The following is a 24,124-nucleotide window of genomic DNA, read 5'->3' on the forward strand; positions in this document are numbered from 1 at the left end:
TTCTTCATGCTTAACCATTCGTTTTGACAACATTTCAATGATCTCTTTAGTGTTTTCGAACCGACTTTTGTCAGTTCTATTGTTTAACTTTTAATTTTTCGGTAAAAATTTACCGAAGTATTGTTATAACAGAGCGAGTTTTAAAAGAAATAAGTATAGTTTTAAGTTAAATGCAAAAGGAAAGTCTATGAAAAGATTGACTCTATTCTTCTTATGCTTGTTTGCTAGCATAAGTTGGGCAGCTGCCCAGAATAGGACGATTAAAGGTACTGTTATCTCAGGAGAAGATAACTTGCCCGTAATCGGTGCCAACGTAGTGGTGGTAGGCGAAACAACTATTGGTACAGTGACCGACTTCGACGGTAACTTTACTCTAAGTGTGCCTGCTAAAGCTAAGCAGCTGCAAGTATCTTACACAGGTCTAAAGACTCAAATTGTCCAAATTGCTCCGCAGATGAAGATCGTTCTTCAATCTGATACGGAGGTTCTTAAAGACCTTGTCGTTGTGGGTTATGGTACAGCAAGAACTATTAAGTCTGTTGCTGGTTCTATTGCCCGTGTATCAAGTGATCAACTTCAGGAAAAACCGGTTGCGAACATCATGGATGCTTTGCAAGGACAAGTTGCCGGTATGAACGTAGCTACTAGCTCTGGTGACCCTAATGCCGTGGCTAGTGTTCAAATTCATGGTAACGGTTCTCTCGGTGCAAGCTCAGCCCCTCTATATATTATAGACGGTGTGCAGACAACTCCGGGTGTGGTTGCTTCATTGAACTCTAATGACATCGAAAGCATCTCTGTACTTCGTGACGCATCAGCGACAGCGATTTATGGTGCTCGTGCTGCAAATGGTGTTATCTATATTACTACTAAGCGTGGTAAGAGTGGTGAACAAGCTCGTATTACAGCATCAGCTCAGTTTGGTATTTCACAGCTAATCAGCCGTGGTGAATACAACAACATGATGGATGGTGAAACATTGCTTGCTTATCAGGCAAGACATGACTTCCAAAAGCCTTATGACTGGTCAAAGTCAAAACCTTGGACTGCAGATGATTTGTGGAAACAAATGAAAGATGTTAAGAACTTTACTCTTGGAGAAAGAGGTCATGATACTGACTGGCTTGACTATTTCATGGGTAAGAATGCTCCGACAACACAGGCAGACCTTTCTCTTATGGGAGGTAGTGACAAGACTACTTATTTCTTGTCTTTTGGCTACTTCGATCAAGAAGGTATTTCAAGATCAACATCTGAATTTACAAAATATACAGGTCGTCTAAATCTTGAAAATAGAGCTAAAGACTGGTTGAAAATTGGTCTTAACATGACTGGTGCTTTTACAAAGGCTAAGACATCAAGAGGTTTTGGTGGCGCTTATGTGGATGGTGGTACTTTTGGTGCTTTGTTCCAGGCTCCATATATTACTCCGTATTATCCTGATGGATCTCCAATTGTAGATGAAAATATCATCACTGCTTTTGGACCTATTACGTCACCTTACTACTCAAATAAAAATTATCCTCGTAAGGATGAGACAGATCTATTTGCGGCAAGTGCTTATGCACAGCTTACACCGGTAAAGGGACTTACTCTTAAAACTCTTGGTGGTGTAGACTTAAATATTAATCATTATAGAGCTTCTGCTCTTCCTTCTGCTGCTCTTGGTGATGGCCTTGGACAGAGATTGGAAAGCTTTAGCAAGTCTCGTCGTTTTACAACAACTAATACAGCTGAGTATAAATGGGATATTAATGACAACAACCGTCTGACATTCCTTCTTGGTCAAGAGTATGTTGCTTATAAAGGTCTTGGTTTTCAAGCTGTTTCTAAGGGGCAACAAGATGATAGATTCTTGATGTTGCAACAAGGCCAAATGGGGAACTTCCTATCTCTACCTTCTTCCAGTGAATCAGAATATGCTTACAATTCATATTTTGGACGTATCAACTATGACTTCGATCGTTTCCTTTTCTTGGATGCTACAGTTCGTAATGATGCATCTTCAAGGTTTGGTGATAATCACAGAAGTGGTTGGTTCTACTCATTCGGTGCGATGGCTGACCTTCACGAAAAGTTGATGCCGGACAATGAAAAGGTGTCTTCTCTTCAAGTAAAAGCCAGCTATGGTACAACAGGTAACTCTGAAATTGGCAACTATTCATCAATGGCTTTAGTGGGATCTTCTCACTACACAGATGGTCTTGCACTTTCTGTTATTTCTGCAGGTAACCCGGACCTTTCTTGGGAAACACAAAAGAAATTGAACTTTGGTGCAGCTGCTGGTTTCTTCAATGATCGTTTGAACGTAGACTTGGATTTCTACCTTCGTAAGACTACAGATATGTTGATGGATGTTCCAATGCCTTATTCAACAGGTTTCGGATATCGTTATGAAAATGTTGGTGCAATGGAGAATATGGGAGTTGACCTTACTCTTGACGCTTCTATTGTACGTACAAAAGATTGGGCATTCAATGCAAAGGCAACATTCAACTATAACAAGGAAAAAGTTACAGAACTATTCTATGGTTTGGATGAATACGAAATTCCTGGTACATCTGTAAGATATGTGGTAGGTGATGCTACTCAACTTTCTATGCCGGACTTTGCTCGTATTAATCCTGAGAATGGTGCGCCACAATGGTATGTTCCAAATACTCCGGCTGCTAATGAATATTATCAAGGTGATCGTGTTAAGGAATACAAAGGTCGCAGAGTAACAGAAGATTTTAATGACGTACTTCTTACAGGTGCTACAGGAAAGAAGAGATTTGCTCCATTTAATGGTGGTTTCTCTTTCAATCTTTCATGGTTGAAAGTTGGTTTAACTCTTCAAGCTGACTTTGCTTACTCTCTGGGAAAATACATGATCAATAATGACCGTTTCTTTACTGAAAATAACTCAGAAGATTTCTTGATGTCTAACCACTCAACAAGAGTGCTTGACGAATGGACTCCTGAAAACAAAAATGGTAAGATTGGTAAGTTTGGTAATTCTGGTAATATGCAGTTTGATACAAGATTGCTTGAAAATAGTTCTTTCTTAAGAATGAAAAATCTTCAATTGACTTATCAGTTGCCTTCTTCTGTATTCTCAGAGAAGACTGTGATTTCTGGTGCAAAGGTTTATGTGTTGGCTCGTAACCTCTTTACTGTAACCAAGTATAAAGGTTTTGACCCGGAGCCAATCTCTAACTTGTCAATGAACCAGTTCCCTAATACTCGTCAGTTCATGGCCGGTGTTCAACTTCAGTTCTAATTATTAATGAATTAAGAATAAGTGATGAAAAAAATATTTTCAATCATAAGCGCAGCTTTGATCCTATTCTCTGTCACATCATGTGACTTGGATAGAGAGCCGGTTGGAGAAGCTCAACAAGCTCCGTTTAGCTCTTATAAAGAGATAGGGTTCTACTATGATGGTGTTTACCAGTATCTGCGCTCCGCTGAGAACCCATCAAATTATGGCTTGTCTGATTATTTGACAAACTATTATACATCATCAGATATTGATGGTGGTACATGGGCACCATTTTTCCACTGGGATAAGTCTCGTTTGCTTGATAATGATATGATCAATAATTATTATGCAGCTTACTCTGTATTGACCATGCAGGCAAACTACTTTATCATGAGAGGTGAAGAGGCTCTAAAGAATAATCTTCTTGAGAAGAAAGATGAGATAGATCGTCTCAATAAAATGATTAATGAGGCCAAGGTGATGAAGGCTGTTTCTATCTACCGTCTAATGCTTCGTTATCAAAAGGGAAGATATACAAAGGATAACTGTAATGATCCAAACTCTGGTGTTTGTCTTGCAAAAGATTACAATCCTTTAGCTATGCTTCCTCGTTCAACAAAAAAGGAAAGTTATGACTATGCTCTTCAGCTTCTAGATGAAGCCTTGAAAGGTGGACTTATGAAAAAATCTGATTTTGCAGGTGTTCCTGATCGTATTACAGATGATTATGCACATGCAATGAAGGCTCGTATATATCTTCAAATGGAAGAGTATAACAAGGCAATCAGTGAGTGTGATGCTTTTATTGCGAACTATCCGTTGACTGTACTTTCAGGAAATACTGCTAGTGATATTCAAAAATTGCTAGATATTTATGCTGATAAGACTTCTGAAAACATGGTTCAGCTTTATGCTAATAGTCGTGTAGGTACTTTTGGACAGATGCCGGGCTGGATCGGCGGTACTTGGGTTCCTTCTAAGAAGGTTAAAGGAACTATGTTCTATCGTATTTATCCTTTAGCTTTCCCATCAAAGGAAACTGTTGATCTTCTAACTTCTAATCAAAATGATATTCGTGGTAAGGCTTGGATAAAGGATACAGAAGTTATTGCTGAAGGTTATCCTACCACTCCCCTTATTACTAAATTTACTGGTAATTTGAGTTATGAGACTATTCCGGAGAGACCTACTCACAGGTGTCCTGTAAATCTCTGTAACATTGCTGAGATTTATCTTATAAAGGCAGAAGCTGCTGCTAGAGAAGGTGATGCTAACGATGCTTCTGATGCATTGTCTGCCCTTGCTGCTGCTCGAGGTTTCCAACTAGATCCTATTGCAGATGCTGATGAGGCTCTTGACCTTGTTAAACTTGAACGTCGTCGTGAGCTTATTGGTGAAGGTATGTACTTAAATGATATGCAACGTTGGAATATGCCGTTCGTAAATGGAACTCCAAATGCTAGCAATCAAATTGTTGGAGCATTTAACAATCAAGTTAATGTTTCTATACCTGCAGGTAGTATTTTGTTCTCTTGGGAATTCCCAAGAAATGACCGTCAGTCTAACAAAAATCTTAAAGGAAATTGGGATTGATAGTATTTATTTAGCTCAGTAATCAAGCTAATTTTTAACTTTGAGGGGCTGTGTCAAAATTCCAGTTGACGCAGCCTCTTTTATATGTCCGTTCGGCAAGAGCATTGTCTCAATGGTGTAAGTCCCGAATGAGCCTAATTGCGGTCATCACCTGGCTAAAGGCAGGGGAGTCCATTGCGAAGTGGAATCTGAAAGAAGCCGTATGCAAACATCTGACCTAACGGACAGAAACTTCTTATAAGTCATTTGCCCGTGGATGAGCTTGCATAACAAATCAAAGCCCCATAGCTATTGGGAACGGTTTGTGTAAATGAAGTGGGTATAAGCTGGAAAGACAAAGCCCTTAAGCGAGGAGGTCACACGGATGTGAAGATTAGTTTATCTTACGAAATCCAAGGCGAAAAGCTTGCCGTGAGAAGTCTGCCTAGGTCATAGTAGAAGAGGCATCGGTAACACTCTGCGAAGGACCTAAGCTAAATTAAACCCAGATTTGTCGTTAGATGGCAAGTTCTAATGATCGTCTTTGGGAATTTTTTTTCTTAATTGCTGTTGTATACTTTTGAAGAAGTCGAATAACTCAGAGAGTGACAACCTCTTGGATGCATCTTGGAGTTGTATGGCTAACCCTCTAATAACATCCTGAATATCTGTTACTAATATGGGCTGCAGGATACTAATAATCATGCAATATTCAAGAGAATTGTTCGATTTACACTTTCTGAAATTTTTGTATTAGACTTCTTTTTTTATCAAATCAGCGTATCTGATTTCTAAATTATTCGTATCTTGCGTGTCACAAATTAAGAATGTAATTTATAATCCAATGAGAAATTTTTATTATTCCCTTTTGGGCGTTGCCTCTGCGCTAGTTCTGAATTTTGGGTTTAGCCATTCAGCTTTAGCTCAACAGGAGTTTGGGGGTAAGCCATTAAGCTTTGATTCGAATTCTGTTTCTTCGTCATTGCGTTCGCAAACTTCAATTTCTTCTATTAAATCCATTCCAATGGATATAAATCTTTCTGATTTTATTCAGCAGAAAGATTGGGAGACTCAAAATTATGGAGCACCCTATTCTGTAGGTTATGTTAAGAAGACTAATGTAGACTTTTCAAAAGAAGCCGAAAGAATAGGGCTTTCTAGTGGTAAGATTGTATATAGGCTACGTATGCGCTCTGAAGGAGCTAGAGAGGTTACTCCTCTTTATAGCAATTTCCTAATTCCTAAAGGCGCAAAGCTTTATGTTTATGATCCAGCTAAGAAAACGGTTCACGGAGCTTATACATTTGCTACTCATCCTCAAGCTGGTGCTTTCTCTTCTATGCCTGTCTTAGGAGATGAGGTTATTTTTGAATACGAACCCAATGACTCAGGAGAGATGCCACAATTAGTTATTAGTGGTTTGGTGCATAATTATCGCCCGGTCTTATTTGATGCCAATGATGAAGAAGAATCTTCTATTTTCGGAAAGGAGATCAACGTCAATTGTGTTCAAGGAGATGATTGGAAGGACCAAAAGGCGGGGGTGTGTAAAATGTATATGGTTATTGGAAATGGAGCTGGTTTCTGTACCGGTGACCTTATGAATAACACTAATCAAGATTTTAAACCATATATTTTGTCAGCTGCTCACTGTGCATCTACAACTACTTCTTTTAAACCAACAAGTACTGACCTAAATCAATGGCAGTTCTTTTTTCATTACGAAAAGCCTTCTTGTGCCAACAGTTCTTTCTCACTTAAGAATCAAGTGAAGACTATGATTGGTTGCTCACGTAAGGCCTTCCTTCCTATTGCTGGTCAGTCGGATGGACTTTTGGTCCAACTTAACCAAACTGTTCCTGATGAATATAGAGTTTATTATAATGGTTGGGATCGCTCAACATATGTGAATAATACTGATATCAAGGGACTTGTAGGTATTCATCATCCTGCAGGCGATGTGAAAAAGATTTCTGTGCTTTATCCTAATTCAGATTTACAGATCAGTACTTGGACAAAACCAAATGGTTATCCTAAAGCACACTATTTTTTCAAATATGATGAGGGAGATACAGAGGGTGGTTCTTCTGGCTCTTCAATTTTTGCTAATAAAAATAAATTGGTTATTGGTACATTGACTGGTGGAGGTCTTGGTACTCAATATTATGGGCGTCTTACGTATCATTGGGATAAGTTTCCTGAAAAGATGAGTCAGTATCTTGATCCTAAAACAAATGGAAAGGCATATACGTGTCAGGGCACTTATAAAAATGATATGAAGCCTGTGTATCCGGTTAATGATATAACTGTTGTTAATGGATCAAATGAGAGGGAATTTATTATTACGTGGAAGTCTCCTTACAATGCTAAGTATGCTTTAGATAAGTATGGTTCAAAAGCAGTATCGTATACCCTTAGTCGTAATGGAACACCTATTGTAGGAAAACGCATATACGATGATGGAAGCGGTACTATGAAATTTGTGGATAGTGATATTCCCGAGGTTGCACTTAAGGGAGGCGTTGTAAAGTACTCGATTAGAGTGTCTTATGCATTCCCTAAAAATCAAGGTGGCTCGTTTGGATTTGATTCAGAAGAGGCTGCCGGCATGGTACAAAATCTTGTTACTACTATTAAACCTAAGAGTGTCTCTCTCAATTCTCAAGGTACAGGTACATCTATCAAATGGTCTGCGCCACTTTACCCACAAGAATGGTCTAAGATAGGTGTTGGAATAACCGAATATGCTCCTAAAAATATGCTTTCTGTAAAGATTGGGTATAGTCAAAAGCTAGATTTTGGTAATGGTGATGGTCAGAAAATTACGCAACCTTATACTTATTATATTGAAAGATGGTCGCCTGGTATTCTTCCGGAATCTGTGGGAAATGATAAACTTTCTCTTTATGTTTCTCAGCTTGATTTTATTCCTAACAATACTCAAGTTGGAAAAAGTGACTTGTATGTTTATCTTTCGTATGATAAATCGGTGAGAGATAATTCAGTTTATAAGAAGCAGGTGATTCAGAAGGTTTCCGTTGCGCAAAATGAGGTAGGTAAGTGGAAACATGTTGTTTTTGATCATCCTATCCCACTTGATCCATCTAATATGTTGCAAATTGGATTTAGATCAACTAATATGCGCAACAATCCAACTAGTTTGACTTATATGTCAGGTTCTTCTGATGGAGAAAAGGCTAAGGTTGCTTCAGCTCACATGCTTTTCACTAACTATAACCATTACGGTGAATATGGTTATACTGGAGAAGCTATCTTCCCTCTAAGTTTTGTTGGAGTACCAAGTGTAGATCTTAATTATATGGCAATGAAGGTGATTGTTACATCTTCTTTTGAAAAGTTAGATGCTCCTATCACACAGCCAGATTATAGTTCATCTGTTTTTTCAATCCCTCCTGTTGTTACTGGTTATAAGGTAATGAAAGATGGTAAGGAAATTGCTACAACGAAGGCTATTAGTTTGTCTTATCTTGATAGAGACAATAAGTCTGGTGAAGGTAACTACGAGATTGTGCCTATTTACAATTCACAATCTTTGGATACTCAATTGGTAAGTAAGGCTCAAATGTCTAAGGTTGTTCCTACAATGGTAGAGTCAACTGTAACTTATAGTGGTGATGTTGCAGATATTGCTGTTTATTCAATGAATGGTGAACGTGTAGCATTTGTTGCTAATGTTGAAAATGGTGGATCAATAGATCTTCAGACTCTTGAACCTGGATCTTACCTCGTAGTAATGACTACTGCAGAAGGCAAGGTAGAGCAGAAGATTGTTAAGAAATAATCTTCAATTAGCTAATCATAGTTTATTTAAATATCTTTATAAAGGGGTTGTTCCGTAGGGAGCAGCCCCTTTTCTTTGGTTCGTTCGACATGGGTATAATCAAGTGGGTGCACTTTATGGCAGTAAGTTTTAGCGTAATGACAAGGTCGTCCATACCAATCGGAATGTGAAAGAAGTCGGAAGTAAAATACTGTTTTGACGAACAGAGACTTGAAAGGGAGGCATTTATCGCAAAGCAATATCAACCAATTGGTACCAAGGAAAGTAGTGTAACAGATAAAATGGAATGTGTACCATTGCTATCTTATTTGGTTAAGTCTAAGGAAGGTTTAGTTGAGTATCCAATGAAGGCCGGGTATAGACAGACTCTTGTTTGTATGGTAGAGATACCTAAGAAATTTTATTTCTGAATGTTTCGGTTTCAGGCTAAGACATTGTACATAAAGAGTGTGCTCAAAAGAGTGTCGTATATCAATTGGAGTATAGGTATTGCTGTCGAGACAGATGATAGATATGGATTCTTTCTTTGACATGGTGGATTATGCCAAATTGCTTTTGATGTTATGAAGGGTGTAGAAGGATTGCCGGTCTTTCTCACAGATGTATTAATTCTTACATGTGGAGTGATATTAGGGTAGTATCCCAAAAAGTGTGTAAAGGCAATAGTTACGAATAATGGGGTATTACTGAGAGAGGATCTTTAGTTCACTTCACAGTAGTATTTTACGTCATGAGGTGGATAAGAATTTATAGTGTAGAGCGTATTGATTCGTATGCCATGATTATCTGATAAAGGAGATCGATTATTGAATTCCATTGTGATAAAATTAATAGTAGAGATGAAATATCTCGACTTCTTGATGACAATATAAGCTCTGCAATTGCAATAAAATTAATAATACAGTTCGCCAAATTTTCTTTGGAGAGACTTTGGTGGAAGAGAAGAGACAACAGTGAATTTGTGGTTTGACAAATAGAAACTTAAATCCTAAATCGCCTTAAATAAAAGAGATTACAGAGCTTTCTACATAAATGATGGGTGAATTTTATTCTTCAACTCTGGTAGCAAGGTCAGACCATGCAAGCGATATTTACCATATTGTTTTAGCATTTTGTAGTTCTTTTATGGGTGATAAAGTGGAAAATACGACTCTTTATCTTGTTAAGAATATGATTATTGTGTAAATAATGTAAATTCTTTTAGCCGTTTTTTGCTCCCAAAACAGCCTTTTTTGACCTTAAAAACAGGCTCATTCTGCACAAATAGTTGATCTGAAAGGAAGAATATGGTATTTTGATATGTTAAATTATATAAAGCTTCTTCTTGATTTATATTTTGACGACTTAAAAATGGCTTTCGGGCTGCCTTTTTTGGAAGGTCGCGCTACTTGCAATCCATTCTCGCGCTACTTTGAAAGTAAACTCGCGCAAGGTTGCACCTGAAGTAGCGCGACTTCACATGTCAAGGTCGCGCGAGAACAGATCGAAAGTCGCGCGAGAATGGATTGCTTCTCGCGCGAGCTATTATGTTAAAATAAGGTATAAAAAAGCCCGTTTCGTACTATAAAAACGGGCAAAGTGGGTAAGAAGGTCAGATGACCCTAACCCTCGAATTTATAATTTTGAGGTTGGATTAGTGTTTCTTGAGCATCTTTTTGAGTATCAATCAAGGTAATAGTATTTAACAAATAAATTCCTTTACGAATGAACTTCACAGCGCATTCAAAAAGATCATGTTTGGTATTCTTTTCAATACTTGAATTGGTTGTAATCTTCTCCTTACTCATAGGATATATTATATCACCTTGAAGGTATGATCCACCAAGTTGCATAATACTCAAAAGTATGATAAGTGATATGATTATCTCCATGGTTTGGTTTTATAATTTCTACTAAGATACCCAAAATCAATCGGATTATCAATTAAACATAGATATTACGTTAGAGCATGAACGTCTGATGTGATAACACTGCCTAAATTTAGCCAAGAGAAATGAAAATGCTTATTGTAGACTGATGCAAAAAGTCGATCTGCTTTGTTGCATACCTTTCATTTTACCCTTTGCAGATCCATCAAATATGCCGGATATTTCTAAGAATGTCACTTACTACAATATTCTCTATTCATTTTTGGTCTTGGATTTGAGATATAATGACATCAAATTATATGATTCGTATGTTTGATTTTGTCGTTTTATTCCCTAAAGTGACATTTACATATTGCAAGTTTCTAAAAAAATATCATCATCTAAAAGAAATTAGATAGTCGCTTCGATTTACCACAAGGGTGTATGTAGTGCATTGTTGTGTCAATTTGCCTTTATCCGTTCTTTTATCTTAACTAATGTCTATTTTATATCCTAATCGTATCTGCTTAATAATCTATTCTTTGTGGCAAAACTTTGAATCAAGTTGTTATCTTTGTTATCGGTCAAGCTATAAATCTTGGTGGTTATCTATTGATGATGTCATCATTGATTTAATAACTTTATTCATGCTGGTAGTGGTGATATTCATTGCAATTTTGCCCGTTTAGCACAATACAAATAGAACAATGCAAGACGATAAAAAACGCGATGCTTCTGTACTCTTAATCTATACCGGTGGTACAATTGGTATGATTGAGAATCCTGAAACGGGAGTTTTAGAGGCTTTCGACTTTACTTACCTATCCGAAAATGTCCCGGAGATTAGAAGGTTTGGGTGTAAAATTGATTCAATTCAGTTTGATCCTCCAATGGACTCCGCTGCTATTGGTACCGATCTATGGTCTCATTTAGCCGAAACAATCGCTGCTCATTACAATGAATATGACGGCTTTGTGATATTACATGGTACTGATACGATGGCTTATACGGCCTCTGCACTGAGTTTTATGTTGGAAGGCTTGTCTAAGCCGGTTGTTTTGACCGGGAGTCAGCTGCCAATTGGAAAATTGCGTACAGATGGAAAGGAGAATCTTATCACTGCTATTGAGATTGCTGCCGCACATACAGCTGATGGAAGAGCTCAAGTTCCTGAGGTGTGCATCTTTTTCGAAAACTATCTTATGAGGGGCAATCGGACAAGCAAGATATCTGCAGATCAGTTTAGTGCATTTGATTCATACAATTATCCTCGTTTAGCTTTTGCCGGTATTGATATTAGATATGAGCCGGCGTACATTCTTACACCTCCTATCAATGAAGCAGCTTTCCGTATTCATACATCTATGGATCCCCATGTTTCTTACCTTAAACTATTTCCGGGAATTTTGCCGGATGTAGTCAAGATGACTCTTAATATTCCGGGTCTTAAGGGGGTTGTTCTTGAAACTTATGGTAGTGGAAATGCTCCTATGGAGCCATGGTTTTTGAACTTGCTCAAGGAGGCTGTCGATCGTGGCATCGTCATTGTCAATGTAACGCAGTGTGTAATGGGTTATGTGGATATGGGAAGGTATGAGACAGGCAACCATTTGCAACAATTGGGCATTGTTTCCGGTTATGATTCTACAGCGGAATGTGCTATTACCAAACTGATGTTCCTTTTTGGTCAAGGGTATGGCCCCGAGGAGGTAAGAAGACAAATGAATATGCCGCTAAGAGGAGAGATTAGTACAAATCAGATGGTTGCTCAGAGACATAATGGATATCTGACCACCATCACTGCAAGTAGTGTTTGTAATTTGTAATTTACTATTATGGTACGGTTTATGAGTCTTTCGAGTGGTAGCAGTGGAAACTGCTATTATATTGAATCGCCTGAAGGGGCAATACTGATTGATGTGGGTATCAATATCAGGAATATTTCGCATGATTTGAAGCTGCATAATATCAGTATGGCAGATAAGGTGAAGGCCGTCCTCTTGACTCATGACCATGCCGATCATATAAGGTCGATAGGGCATTTATCCGAAAAGTATGGATTTCCAATCTATGCCACAGAAAAGGTATTTAAGGGAATAGACCATGCCAGGTATGTCATAAATAAGCCGGAAGTGAGATTGCGTAATGTGATAGTGCCCGAGAAATCCTTTAGTGTTGCAGGTTTCGAGGTTACGGCCTTTGATATACCACACGATGCTTCCCAAAATGTGGGATACTATATCACGGGGCATGGATTGAGTTTTACGCTTCTTACAGATGTAGGGCATATTACATCTACAATTAGAGAATACGCTTCTAAGGCAATACATCTTGTTGTTGAAGCTAACTATGACAAGGAAATGCTGATGTTCGGTAGTTATCCCGAATTTCTCAAGCAGAGGGTATCCGGTCCTACAGGCCATCTCAGTAATCAAGAAACAGGTGAGTTTTTGGCATCTGTGTTTAGACCCGAAATGGAGAATATATGGTTATGTCACCTTTCAAAAGACAACAACCATCCTGAACTTTGTTGGAAAACAATAGAAAACAGGCTCTTTAATGAGGGAATAAGAGTAGGGAAAGATGTAACCTTGACAACGCTCAAAAGGACGCAAGCATCGCCACTATATGTGCTTGTGCCATAAGAAAGAATCATTGTTGTATTCTCATTGTAATTTTGTCTGATCGATAGCTCTTATCTTTCAGGCCATTTTTTGTGTATGCATACTTGGTATAATACTGTGGTATTTGAATTTTAGTACTTCTTGTTAATCTTAATATGCTGTAAGGAACATACATTTTGTGTTAAGATTAAATCATCTATCATTTTACCTGTTGTCTTCATATAATAGACTATTGAGAATCAAGATTCGGTAATAATCAAATATTTTAAGACTTTTATTCGCAGATTTAATTATTGTGATAAAAATACTTTATTTACCTTCGTAAGGGTGTAATCCTGACAATAGTTATCTGGTATTAAATCTAAATAGGCTTATGCGATAGATATTTTAGCTTGTGAAGCCTTTTTGCGTATATCTAAGCATATCTTTGCATATCAAGCTCGTTGCTGTTGGAGAAATTACAGTCCGGAAGGTGTATTTGTTTTTAATGATAAAGTCGGGTTATGTGGTTTCTTATAAAGGAATTCTAAAACAAAATCATATATCTAAAAGAAAAATGTCTAATATAGTTTTTCATCCATTTGTCGGCAAAAATTATCAAGCAGGAATCAATGACAAAAGAATCTTAGTCCTTGGTGAAAGCCACTATTGTGCATCTACCTCAGATGTCAGACCTACTTTGACGACGGAGATTATCGAAGATCTATTCGATCCAAAATCGCCTCATGAAGGATATAAGACAACTTACATCAAATTTATACAGGCTTTGGCTGGAAGAGATTTGTCCTTCCAGGAGCGTGAAGAGTTGTGGAATAGGTTGGCTTTTTACAACTATGTCCAAGTGCCCATGGTTGGACCTCGAGTGGCTCCCTCTTCAGCTGATTTTGCTAATTCGGAAGATGCCTTTTTTCAAGTTTTGAAACAATTGGATCCAGATAAAATCATTGTCTGGGGAAAGAGGCTATTTGAAAATATGCCTGCGACAGGTTTCCAAGGTCCGGATATTTCTATTCCCGGATTCTCTCCGGCAAACACATGGATCTACTCAAACGGGTCAAAAGATATTCTGACAATACCCATCAATCACCCATCTTCTGGATTTGATTCTGCATACTGGCATAGTGTGATGTGTTTTAAGTAACACTCTTCCCAAAGTTGTTTCAATAATAGGAGGTGTGTTTTCAGATACTTTGGCATACGCCACCTTTAAGCCTATAATAAGCATCTAATAATCATGTATTGAAAAGAATAATCGCTATCAAAGAGTTAAACTCAATGATAGCGATTGTTTTTTTGTTGGACAGCTGTTCTTTCATCGGATTAGGAGACGAGAAACTCGACTTGATATTAAAAATGCTTTTTGATGCATGTTTTCTAATATTGTAGAAGCTAATCTAAGTCTCAAATTGAGATTCTTTTTATCGGATATTCGGCATTGGTATTGGAAAGCAGGGCTTACTTTTCAAAAATGAAGAATTCAACTATATAAATAAAGTGATTGGGTATTCTAAAGATACTCTTAATCTCAGATTTCATAGGGTTGAGACACTTGTTTTTTCATCCATTGTCATCTCTATTCAGAGGTTTTGCTTATTTATTCTCTCTTTAATTGTTTTATCAGAATGGGTGATGTTGGATTTGTATCTGATTTTAATAAAAAAGATAATCAATTGATTGTTTTTATACACTACGAAAGGTTTTTGCGCATGTCTGTGCATATCTTTGCATAGTTGCTTAATGAAATTTAATATTAGTTTGTTTTAATATAAATCAATTCGCTATGACCCAGAATGATAGAGAATCCATGATGCAGGCAATAAATGAGGCCGGCCAGAAGGCAGAAGCTAAAGCTGCCAGTCGTAAGGAAAAAGAGATTGCTCTTCAAGCCAAGGTAGCAGCTCGGAAAGCAGAGCTTGAATCCTCAGGATCGTTTTTTTTGGTTTACAATTTGGCAAAGATTAATGACACCTTTTTTCTTGATCCGATTATCGGTTTCTTTTTACCTGGTATCGGTGACCTCATTTCAGCAATTTTTGCCATACCCTTTATTTATTTGAGTTTGTTTCAGATTCGTTCTATACCGTTGACCTTGGCTATCATTTATAATTTCATGAAGGATATCCTTGTTGGTCTTTTTCCAATACTTGGTGATTTATTAGATGTCTTTATAAGGAGCTATTCAAAGAACCTTCGTCTTATTCGTGGTTATATTGACCATGATGAGGCTGTTATAAGAGAGGTTAATAGGAAAGCATTTTTTACTGCATTAATGATTGTCATTGTCTGCGTTCTTATTTATTTCTTGATTTCTTATGCCATTGCGATGGTTAAATGGATGTGGAATCTGATTTTTGGTTGATGTTAAAATATTATCAGTATGGATAAAGTGTCAATAATTAACAGGATAAATGAGATTTCTAAGGATTTGAAATCTCGAGATGAATATATTACGCGTCAAGAACTTTCTGTAGAACTTTCTTCCTTAGGAATTGATGGCGATAGTTTGGAATTGAGCAGACTCGTTTGGGATAGTTATAAGAAATACGGCAATTCGGAAACTATTCGGGATCGGATTCTTGCTAATGATGGATTATGCAGTCTTGTTGAAGATTATCGGGTAACAAGTCTGATGGAAGATGGCAAGATAAATGATGCTGTGATTATGGTTATAGATAAACTTTCTGCTTCGAAACAATCTCTCGATGAAATGCAGGAAGTTTTGGAAACTTCTCTGGCTCTCAATCCGGATAGTGGAATGGATTTGTTGTCCAGTGCATGGGCTCATCTAAAAGGTGATGCCGGCATCAAAAAAGTCACACATCAAGCCACGATATATTACGAAGATTATGTGTCTCTCGTAAATCAGTATCTCCATACTGAACATGCTATCAAGAGTAATATTCGCGATTTTTTGACGCTGAGGGCAATCATCAATGAAATCTATACCAAATACATATCTATGCTAAAGGATATATTGGGTGATTCCTTAAATGAAATCGCACCGGAGATGTTTGATTTCGGCATGATCAAATGGCTTGATGTTCAGGAGATTATAAAGAGAGTAGAACTTGAATTTGGGAAGGTCTTGGATCAATGTAAATTCTTGATGGGTGAAATAAGTCAGAGCTTTAAGGAGCTTACAGGGCGTACTATGGAATCTGTCTTGAACGTGGGTGCTACTTTTATGAGAGACGGTAAATCAGAAAAGGCCTATGCCAAAATGGTTCAAGCCGGTATTAATACAGCATTTGCAATTTTTGATCATTATTCTGATGCTCGTGCAAAAACGAATCTTTTGAAAGCAGATTTTGAAAAGATGAAACGTAATCTGAAGAAGGATCAGACCCGGATAAAAGCAGATTGGGCAAGGCTCTTTACCATTTTCAAGACGCTAAATGATGTTCAGATTCCTAAGGCGAAAGCATTTACTGAATGTAGCGATGCGGTATTAGATAGGGAGTTTAGACAGCTTATGGAAAAGATTTACAGCAATCCTGCTATCCTTCCTCTCAAAGAGAAGCGAGATGATGCGATTGAACGTAGCCGAAAGTCAGAGCTTAGTATGTCGGATCACCAGAGTAATATAGAGCTTTATCGTGGCATGATTGTAGACCTAAATACTATTATGTCGGCTAAGTCTCCTTTCTACAACGAAGGAATTTCGTCGATGCCTCATAAGCCAAATATGTTTGTCAAGGTGATCACTTTTGGTATTGCTAAGTTGGTCTATAATAAGAAAATGGCTAAATGGTATCCGGAATATGGTCCTGCTGTACTTGAGTATGAGTCACTTCGAGACGACAAAGCTGATAAAGAGGCTAAATGTTCGAAGCATGAGCTTGGACTTACAGAAGATCGTAGAGAATATAATAATGCCAAAGAAGAGATTAGAGAGATTAGTTCAGAGATTGTAAAAGGCATAGGGACTTCTGATGAAGTCAAGAAAGAGGTGCTTCAGAAATTAAATACGATTGTTCGTTTGTTGAGGCTTGGAAAAGATATTATGGAAACAAAAATTGACAAGGATCTTCAAGAGGTAGTACAGATTAAGGATGTTGAAACACTTCCGGCTATTGCCCCTGAAATAGAAGGGAAAATCTCGGATATGGTTAATCTCATTGGTTCTTCTGTTATGAAGGTTTCTAATGAAACTCTTTCAAATGCAAGAAAAGAAAAAGAATATATCAATGCAAAAAATCAAGAGCGTCATGAGGCGAAAATAGCTATGGCTCAGCAAGAGGGTAGGGAACTAACTGAAGCAGAGAAAGCTGCACCTTCAGAATATATGAATATGTCAGATTTTGTTTCGGAAGAACAGATTATGGGAGCTGTTAATTCTGCAGCAGTCCTTCTAAATTCATATATCGAGTTTGCCAAGGAAAAGTCTATGACTAATCAAGTCAGCAGAGAGTATGATAAGCAGCTGGATGAGATGAGCAAGAAATTTAGACAGCAGATGGCTGCTTTAGATAATAAGGCTCTGTTTGTTCAAGAGGTGCTGAAGAAAATCAATACTTCCGAAGATCCTGAAATTATTAAGACAGGACTTCTTCAATTGGGTGAATTTAGCGGAGAAGATCTATCGATGGATGATCTTGATGCATTGTTAAAGGGCGATATGATTATTGAGATTTAATAAATAAATTAATAAACAAAATCTTTGAAGTATGAACTGGTATCTAAAAGTATTAAGACAGTATGCCGACTTTAGTGGTCGTGCCAGAAGAACCGAGTATTGGATGTTTACTCTCGTGAACTTGATCATCACAATTGCTCTTCTTCTTCTTTTTTATTTTACTGAATCACTTCTTTTTCTGGGAGTAGTGGTGCTGTATAGCTTGGCTATGATTATTCCCGGGATTGCTGTATGTGTAAGGAGATTGCATGATACAGGAAAAAGTGGTCTTTATTTCTTTGTCTCCTTTATTCCTTTGATTGGGAACATTTGGATATTTGTCTTAATGTTGCTTGACAGTAATGTGGGTGATAATGATTATGGACCAAATCCTAAGATTGAGAAATAGTCTATAACCTTTTACTTAAGCAGAGTCTATCATGGCTGTCTATTAGATAGTGAAAATTCACCCTTTAATGATTGCCATGATATTTATTAGAAGTTACAACTAAAAACATAGAACAATGAGAAAAATTATTCCATTATTGGCAATAATATTTTGCCTGATAGGATGTAAGAAAACTCCTGTGCAAGAATTGAAGAGCTATCTGAATGATAGTTATAAAAAGATTGAGAAGATTAAGGATCCAGATCGGTGCTCGATCGAAGTAGCAGGGGCCTTCCTCGATCTTGAGAATCAAAGCTTTGCTAAAGAACTTGATACAATTTCGGGTGAGGAGCAATCTGAAGCGTTAGCCGAAATGATTAAGTTTATTAGTAATGTTTCCAATCATATGAAGAATATAGGAGTTCCCCAAGAAGAAATAGACGAGTTTATAGATTCTTTTTCAGAGGAGTTCTCGTAGGATGATTTAAATGATGCAATTTGACTCATCTGAGTAATGGTATTACTTAGTTTGCTTGGCTATTTGAAATATAAAATATTTTTAAGTGTCTTATAATATTAAATAATAGTAAACTATGGGTTCGATACACATATTTTCGATATTAGCTATGTTACTCATGGGGGTGAGAGCTTATCGCGAATTTAAGGAACTCTTTGAAACGAAGCATCCTAAGAGGTGGCTTTATGTCTGGATTTCTGTTATATCCGTTGTGTTAATTCTATCTATAGGTATTATAGGTATAATCTCGTAATGGTATGAATTTGATATTTACAAGTTGTTTTTGAGGCTCTTTTTCAGAGTACTTGTGAATAATGATACATACTAAACATTTTATGATACCAAATTTTTTTGGATCAGAATATTGTGGGGATCTTGTGGCTTTTGTTCTGCAAGATCCCACTTTTTATTATAACTATATAAGTATCTAATTGCTCTTATTTTAGTTAGAGAAATGAGAAAAAATCGCTCTTTTGTCTATAATGGAGAGCTTAATAACTAAGATTATTGATTTTGGGGGGCGACATCAATAAATATTTTTGGTTGTATTAGATTTGGTGTGATATTATTCAAGGATGTAGGTGTTTTGAGCCCTTTTATGGTATAAGCCTTTGTTCTTTATTTGGAGCATTTGTTGATGGATCGTATGCGAGTAACTTGTGCCAATAGTGTTATGTCTTATAAGAGGGGATGATATGGATTTGCTCATGTAAGTCATGTTTTTTTGTTTTCAAGCTTATCGTTTCTTTCTTTAAATATTTAGGATCAAATGTATTGGCTGCTTTATTAGGGTTTTTCTATTGTGCTGTGTAGCACTTTTGCATACCCTGTGTAGTATCTTTGTCATAAAGTTTTAAGGGAGTGTCTATTAGGAGTCTCTTGTAGCTATTGCTTGGTCTTTTAATTTGTATTCTTATTAGGTAGTAAAATATCTTTAGCACTTTGCATTCTTGCAATCACTTAGCAACTACGATGTTATTTTATAATTGTGAGGATATATCCATGAAGAAAATTTTTATAATGTTTAAAGTGCTTTTTTATAACATTTGTTTTGTTATAGTTTTATATAAGTCTCTGGGATATAGATTTATATGAATTGGTGTTTTGGCGTATTGGTAGGAGGTAACTCTTGTACCGATACGCCTTTTCTTTTCCTCTATGTTGATAGAGAATCGTTTAGTAGTTGTGAAGTTGTTTTAGTCTTATTTAGTCCTTCAATTCTATTTTTCATGGTAGAATCCATTCCTGACAAGGTGAAATATATGAACTTGATAGTGAAAGAGTTGATTTGTTGTTTTAGGCATTGGTCATCTTTCGTGACTCAATCTGTTTTTAATTGTATTGTATCATTTTATCATTGTGAATGGCATTTTGCAAACTTTTTGCGACTTATTAATAACGGCAATATTAGTGTTGTTATCAACATTTATTTAGTACTTTTAGGCGAAGATATTGAGCAAAAAGAGAGTAAATCATATTAGAGAAACATTAGTGAAGATATTCCATCCTTCTGAAAATGTGTTTCTGTGATTATTTGTCTTTTGAATTATGTTGGTCTCCTCGTATTTAGCCATGGAGACGTGTTATGTTTCAGAATTAAAATCTTGTATCAGAACTATAGTATTTAACATTAACAATGAATTGATTATGAAGAAGTTGTATTACATCTTTGTTTTACTTCTCACAATGGGAATTGCAACTAATGCTCAGACAAAACATATCTCTGGGCAGTCTAATTTGAGAAGTGACAATGTAGCTCCCAAGACAGGTTTTTGTTGGGGAAATCGTTTTATTGATATGAATCAGGGGGAGAAAAAGTATCAAGGGGTAATGCCTCCTGCTGCTCTCACCTCTTTTATTAAACTTCCGACCTTGAAGGCTGAGCATACGGTTAAGGCTTTTTCTCTTACTTGGGGTGGAAAGACAGATGATAAGGGACAGATACTGATTCTTGACAAGGATCATAAGGTTATTTTTGCAGAAGGTGTTACTCTACAGAATGGTTGGCAGACTTATGCATTATCAACTCCATTTAAACTATCTGCAGGTGAGTATTTTATTGGAATACTTGGTCATACTCAAAAGTCATCTCCTTATGTATTACCTTTTGACGGAGTCCAAGGTGTTAATCTTGAAGATGCTGCTTGGATTGGTGTTGAGGATGATGCTTCTTCACCGGGGCTTAAAGTTGGAGATACTCCTGCATCCCTGGAAAATTGGGCACCACTTGGAGTAGGATCACTTAATTTTGTTGTCGATATAGATGGTCCACAGACTGAAAATTGCGCTATTATTTGCAATATGGATACTCCTAAGTCTGCAACTGCAAATTCTCAGCTTCCCGTCAGTATTGATATTCGCAACATTGGTACACAGGCTATCAACACAGCTGATATAGTATTCGAAACAGCCGGAAAAGAGCAAGTTGCAAAGATAAGTGATATTGCCATTGGTGAGCAGAAGACTTTGTCTGTACCCTATACTATGCCTTCAGAAGGCGTTAATATTGTGGTCAATGTGAGTCTGAAGAATATCAATGGTATGCCAAATACGTTGATAACTGAAAAATCTTTCTCAATTAATTCTACCGGAGGTGAGAAACCCCATAAAGTAACAAGCGTTTTACTTGAAGAATTTACTACTGAAAAATGTCATAACTGTCCTCATGCAAAGCCTATAGTTTCATCTATTGCAAAGCAACTTACCGAGGCTGGCTATACTGTATCCTTTGCAGCTCATCATGCAGGTTATGACAATGATTTCTTGACTTTGGCAGAATCTGAAGAATTGAATTACTATGTTTTTGCGGGGGGGACAACTTTTGCTCCTGCCCTGATGATTAATCGTTTGGCAGTAGGTAAGCAGGGTGGATGTTGTGCTAATGTTGGAGTTGCAGCAGAAAACTTTAAAAAGTGGATTGATGAATCTTATCAGTACGGAGAGATTTCAAATATTATTTTTACTGAAAATGGTATGACAATATCCGGAAAGGTTTATCCTAATGTTGATAAGAGTAATGTTTATCTCCATATCTATGTCTGTGAAAATGGAATTAAACAACAAAATCAGGTAGGTCTTCCGAAAGAAAAAGAAGATTCTTATGTCCACGATGGTGTTATTCGTAAGTTTATTTATCCTGTAACCGGTAAGAATTTGTCTATTAATGCAGATGGTTCGTTTAAGGATATTGTACCTGCAGCAGGGTTGGAGTTGTACAAGAAAGAAAGCAATTATGTTGTTGCCTTTATTACGGGGCCAATGGGAGAAAAAGAAAAAGGCTTTGATGCAAGATTTGTATATGCATCCAATAATGCTAAATACACAGGTAAGGATTTGTCAATAAATAAGATGTCGAATAATAAACCTGTCGTGTTCGTTGAAAATAACTGTGTGAAGGTTCAAGGGGATGTGGATAATATTCAAATCTTTGATATGGATGGAAGAATTGTAGCTCAAGATCAGAATACTGCACTTCAAAATGGAATCTATGTTGTACGCATTAGCAATGTCAGTGACAACTATATCTACAAAGTGCAGGTAAGATAATTATCGTAAATCAATTATGTTGGATGGGCTGTGTCGATCTCGATACAGCCCATCTTTTTGGTTAACCCGACTCTGATCTAAATGTGTAAAGGTCCACAATGTTTTCTTATAGAGGGCAAGCGTGCAACTGAAAGCAAAGATGTATGTAGCAATGCAGAAGCTGAAGTAGGTCTGTCCGAAAGCAAAGTGCTGATATAAAGAATGGAAATTTGATACGAGAACTATGAGATAGGGTAGTCTGTCTGATGATACAAAGCTTGATAGCTTTACTTGACCCCTCGGTGTAAACTAAGCAGCAAGTATAATTGCTATAAGAAGGGAGAAAGAATTTGTGCTTAATTGGAGAGATTCAAAAATGTGCAAAGTGTAATTTGAATTATTGGGTAAAGTTACTTGTTCGGAGTCATCAGAGGTTGAAGCACCGAATTATGAGATGATTTTGGAAGATCGCTGTCTGAAATTAGTTGAAAAGGGCATGTCACTGCTTATCAATCGTTGAGTTTATGCGGTTGAGAACTTCTTTTTTGTGCGTATGTAGGGATTCAGAGAAGTTTTTAGATTTGGTAGAGTTGTTGTTTACTAATTCCGAGTGTATTGAGATCTGATATAGTTGTTTTGATGTTATTATTGGTGTTTATATTGTAGCATTGCCATCAAATTGCCTAAAGACATTCTTTTGAATTGTTTTATGCTATGCATTACTTTTTCATAGGTCATGACATATATTTGCATAGCAGCGAGGCGAAGCTGTTGAAGTGTCAACAAATAGGATGTTTCGAACTCATATCAAAACATTCTTTATTGCTCGTTGTATCATTCTAATGGGTGATTGTATAGGTAAACTTATTTTTTAATAAATAATAATAGCATTATGACAACAGTAAAAGATTTGGCTCCAAAGATTTTGGGAGTATCATTTGAAGAGTTTTCTAATTCAATAGAAAAACAGTATCAAGATTTTGCCTCTAATACAAATCGGAAATGTAAAAAGAGTATTGTAATGAGTAGGTCTTATAAAACGAGAGTTAAACAAAGTCGTAAAAGTAATCCTCATTATCGGTGGCATGGATATGAATCTGATTACGAGTATTTATCTGATGCAAAATATGTTACATCTTATAAATTAGCTTTTAATCCGGTTCGTCATTCCGTTTATTGTCGAGATGCTTCAAAATGTAAGTTGTTGTTTAAATCGAAGAAGAAGGCTGACGCTTATATCCGTTTTAATTATGAAGCTATCAAAGAAGAAAATGGCTATGCCCCTATAAGAAGTTATTATTGTGAATGTTGTGGTGGATGGCATGTTACAAGTCTTCCTTTGGGTACTATTGGAGATGAAAATAATTATTCATTGGAAGATGAAAATCAATGTTTGGAGAGTATTCTTTTAGAGAAAATAAAGTCTTTAGTAAATGATCAGTTGTATAAATGTTATTGTTCTATAAGGGATTTTGATTTTGAAAAAGCTAAAGCTATAATTGATTATCTATGGGGTATTGTTGAAGACTATGATGAATCAGATCCTATTATAGCTAAGCTTCGTAAGAGATTGAATGGAATAACGATTTTTTATGAGCGTATCTCCGGTTATTCACTTAAGTACTCAGCTTAATTATTGCATTGCTTATTGTTTATAATATAATTTGTTTTGTTAGATATTTGTATAAGGCTCTGAGATAGAGATTTATATGAATTGGTGTTTTGGCGTATTGACGAGGCTTGTACTTGTTGATACGCCTTTTTTCTTATTGGATATCGAGTAGACATTAAGTTCTTGGCTTATGCAATATCCTTGCTGCACCGGCTAAGAAACTGCTTGGAGTCGTTATTGTTATATCGGATACGATACTGTCCCAAAAAAGTGTGTAAGACCCAAGACTATTATCTTTGAAAAAATAAAATAAAACAGTAAAACAGTATGGATCTCACACGAGTACAAATTAAAGAAATTATTTCGAATTGTCTGGCA

General features: G+C 36.7%; 13 protein-coding genes. 12 read left to right on the top strand and 1 reads right to left on the bottom strand.

Annotation, left to right across the window (positions count from 1 at the left end; all coding sequences use genetic code 11):
- Positions 1-187: 187 nt before the first annotated feature.
- The 3 genes from ACFO3G_RS08140 to ACFO3G_RS08150 all read left to right on the top strand — a co-directional run bounded on the left by ACFO3G_RS08140 (position 188) and on the right by ACFO3G_RS08150 (position 8,618).
- A complete protein-coding gene (locus ACFO3G_RS08140) occupies positions 188-3,262 on the top strand; it encodes a SusC/RagA family TonB-linked outer membrane protein (RefSeq protein WP_380079751.1) in 3,075 nt (1,024 codons plus the stop codon).
- Positions 3,263-3,286: 24 nt separating this feature from the next.
- Positions 3,287-4,837: a RagB/SusD family nutrient uptake outer membrane protein gene (locus tag ACFO3G_RS08145; protein WP_380079753.1), complete on the top strand. Its 1,551-nt coding sequence runs from the start codon at positions 3,287-3,289 to the stop codon at positions 4,835-4,837.
- A gap of 1,003 nt (positions 4,838-5,840) precedes the next feature.
- A complete protein-coding gene (locus tag ACFO3G_RS08150; protein ID WP_380079755.1) occupies positions 5,841-8,618 on the top strand; it encodes a T9SS type A sorting domain-containing protein in 2,778 nt (925 codons plus the stop codon).
- A gap of 1,601 nt (positions 8,619-10,219) precedes the next feature.
- On the opposite strand, the gene ACFO3G_RS08155 is transcribed toward ACFO3G_RS08150, so the two are convergent.
- Entirely contained in the window at positions 10,220-10,489 is a 270-nt protein-coding gene (locus ACFO3G_RS08155) for a hypothetical protein (RefSeq protein WP_380079757.1), read from the bottom strand.
- 746 nt (positions 10,490-11,235) lie between these two features.
- Here ACFO3G_RS08155 and ACFO3G_RS08160 point away from each other — a divergent pair.
- The 9 genes from ACFO3G_RS08160 (at position 11,236) to ACFO3G_RS08200 (ending at position 23,767) form a co-directional block, all read left to right on the top strand.
- A complete protein-coding gene (locus tag ACFO3G_RS08160) occupies positions 11,236-12,291 on the top strand; it encodes a type I asparaginase (RefSeq protein WP_380079775.1) in 1,056 nt (351 codons plus the stop codon).
- 9 nt (positions 12,292-12,300) lie between these two features.
- Complete coding sequence (locus ACFO3G_RS08165) at positions 12,301-13,110, top strand: MBL fold metallo-hydrolase (protein ID WP_380079759.1); 810 nt, start codon at positions 12,301-12,303, stop codon at positions 13,108-13,110.
- A gap of 535 nt (positions 13,111-13,645) precedes the next feature.
- Complete coding sequence (locus ACFO3G_RS08170; protein ID WP_380079761.1) at positions 13,646-14,230, top strand: hypothetical protein; 585 nt, start codon at positions 13,646-13,648, stop codon at positions 14,228-14,230.
- A gap of 639 nt (positions 14,231-14,869) precedes the next feature.
- Positions 14,870-15,448, top strand: a complete 579-nt coding sequence (locus ACFO3G_RS08175) for a DUF4112 domain-containing protein (protein WP_380079763.1) — start codon at positions 14,870-14,872, stop codon at positions 15,446-15,448.
- 18 nt (positions 15,449-15,466) lie between these two features.
- Positions 15,467-17,725 (top strand): hypothetical protein, encoded by a 2,259-nt coding sequence (locus tag ACFO3G_RS08180; protein WP_380079765.1) that lies wholly within the window; start codon positions 15,467-15,469, stop codon positions 17,723-17,725.
- A gap of 31 nt (positions 17,726-17,756) precedes the next feature.
- Entirely contained in the window at positions 17,757-18,113 is a 357-nt protein-coding gene (locus ACFO3G_RS08185; RefSeq protein WP_380079767.1) for a DUF805 domain-containing protein, read from the top strand.
- Between the two features lie 115 nt (positions 18,114-18,228).
- Positions 18,229-18,570: a hypothetical protein gene (locus ACFO3G_RS08190; protein WP_380079769.1), complete on the top strand. Its 342-nt coding sequence runs from the start codon at positions 18,229-18,231 to the stop codon at positions 18,568-18,570.
- Positions 18,571-20,256: 1,686 nt separating this feature from the next.
- Positions 20,257-22,155: a CARDB domain-containing protein gene (locus tag ACFO3G_RS08195; protein ID WP_380079771.1), complete on the top strand. Its 1,899-nt coding sequence runs from the start codon at positions 20,257-20,259 to the stop codon at positions 22,153-22,155.
- Between the two features lie 871 nt (positions 22,156-23,026).
- Entirely contained in the window at positions 23,027-23,767 is a 741-nt protein-coding gene (locus ACFO3G_RS08200; protein ID WP_380079773.1) for a hypothetical protein, read from the top strand.
- The last annotated feature ends 357 nt before the right edge of the window (positions 23,768-24,124 follow it).

Source organism: Falsiporphyromonas endometrii, from assembly GCF_042654485.1.
Lineage (GTDB): Bacteria > Bacteroidota > Bacteroidia > Bacteroidales > Porphyromonadaceae > Porphyromonas > Porphyromonas endometrii.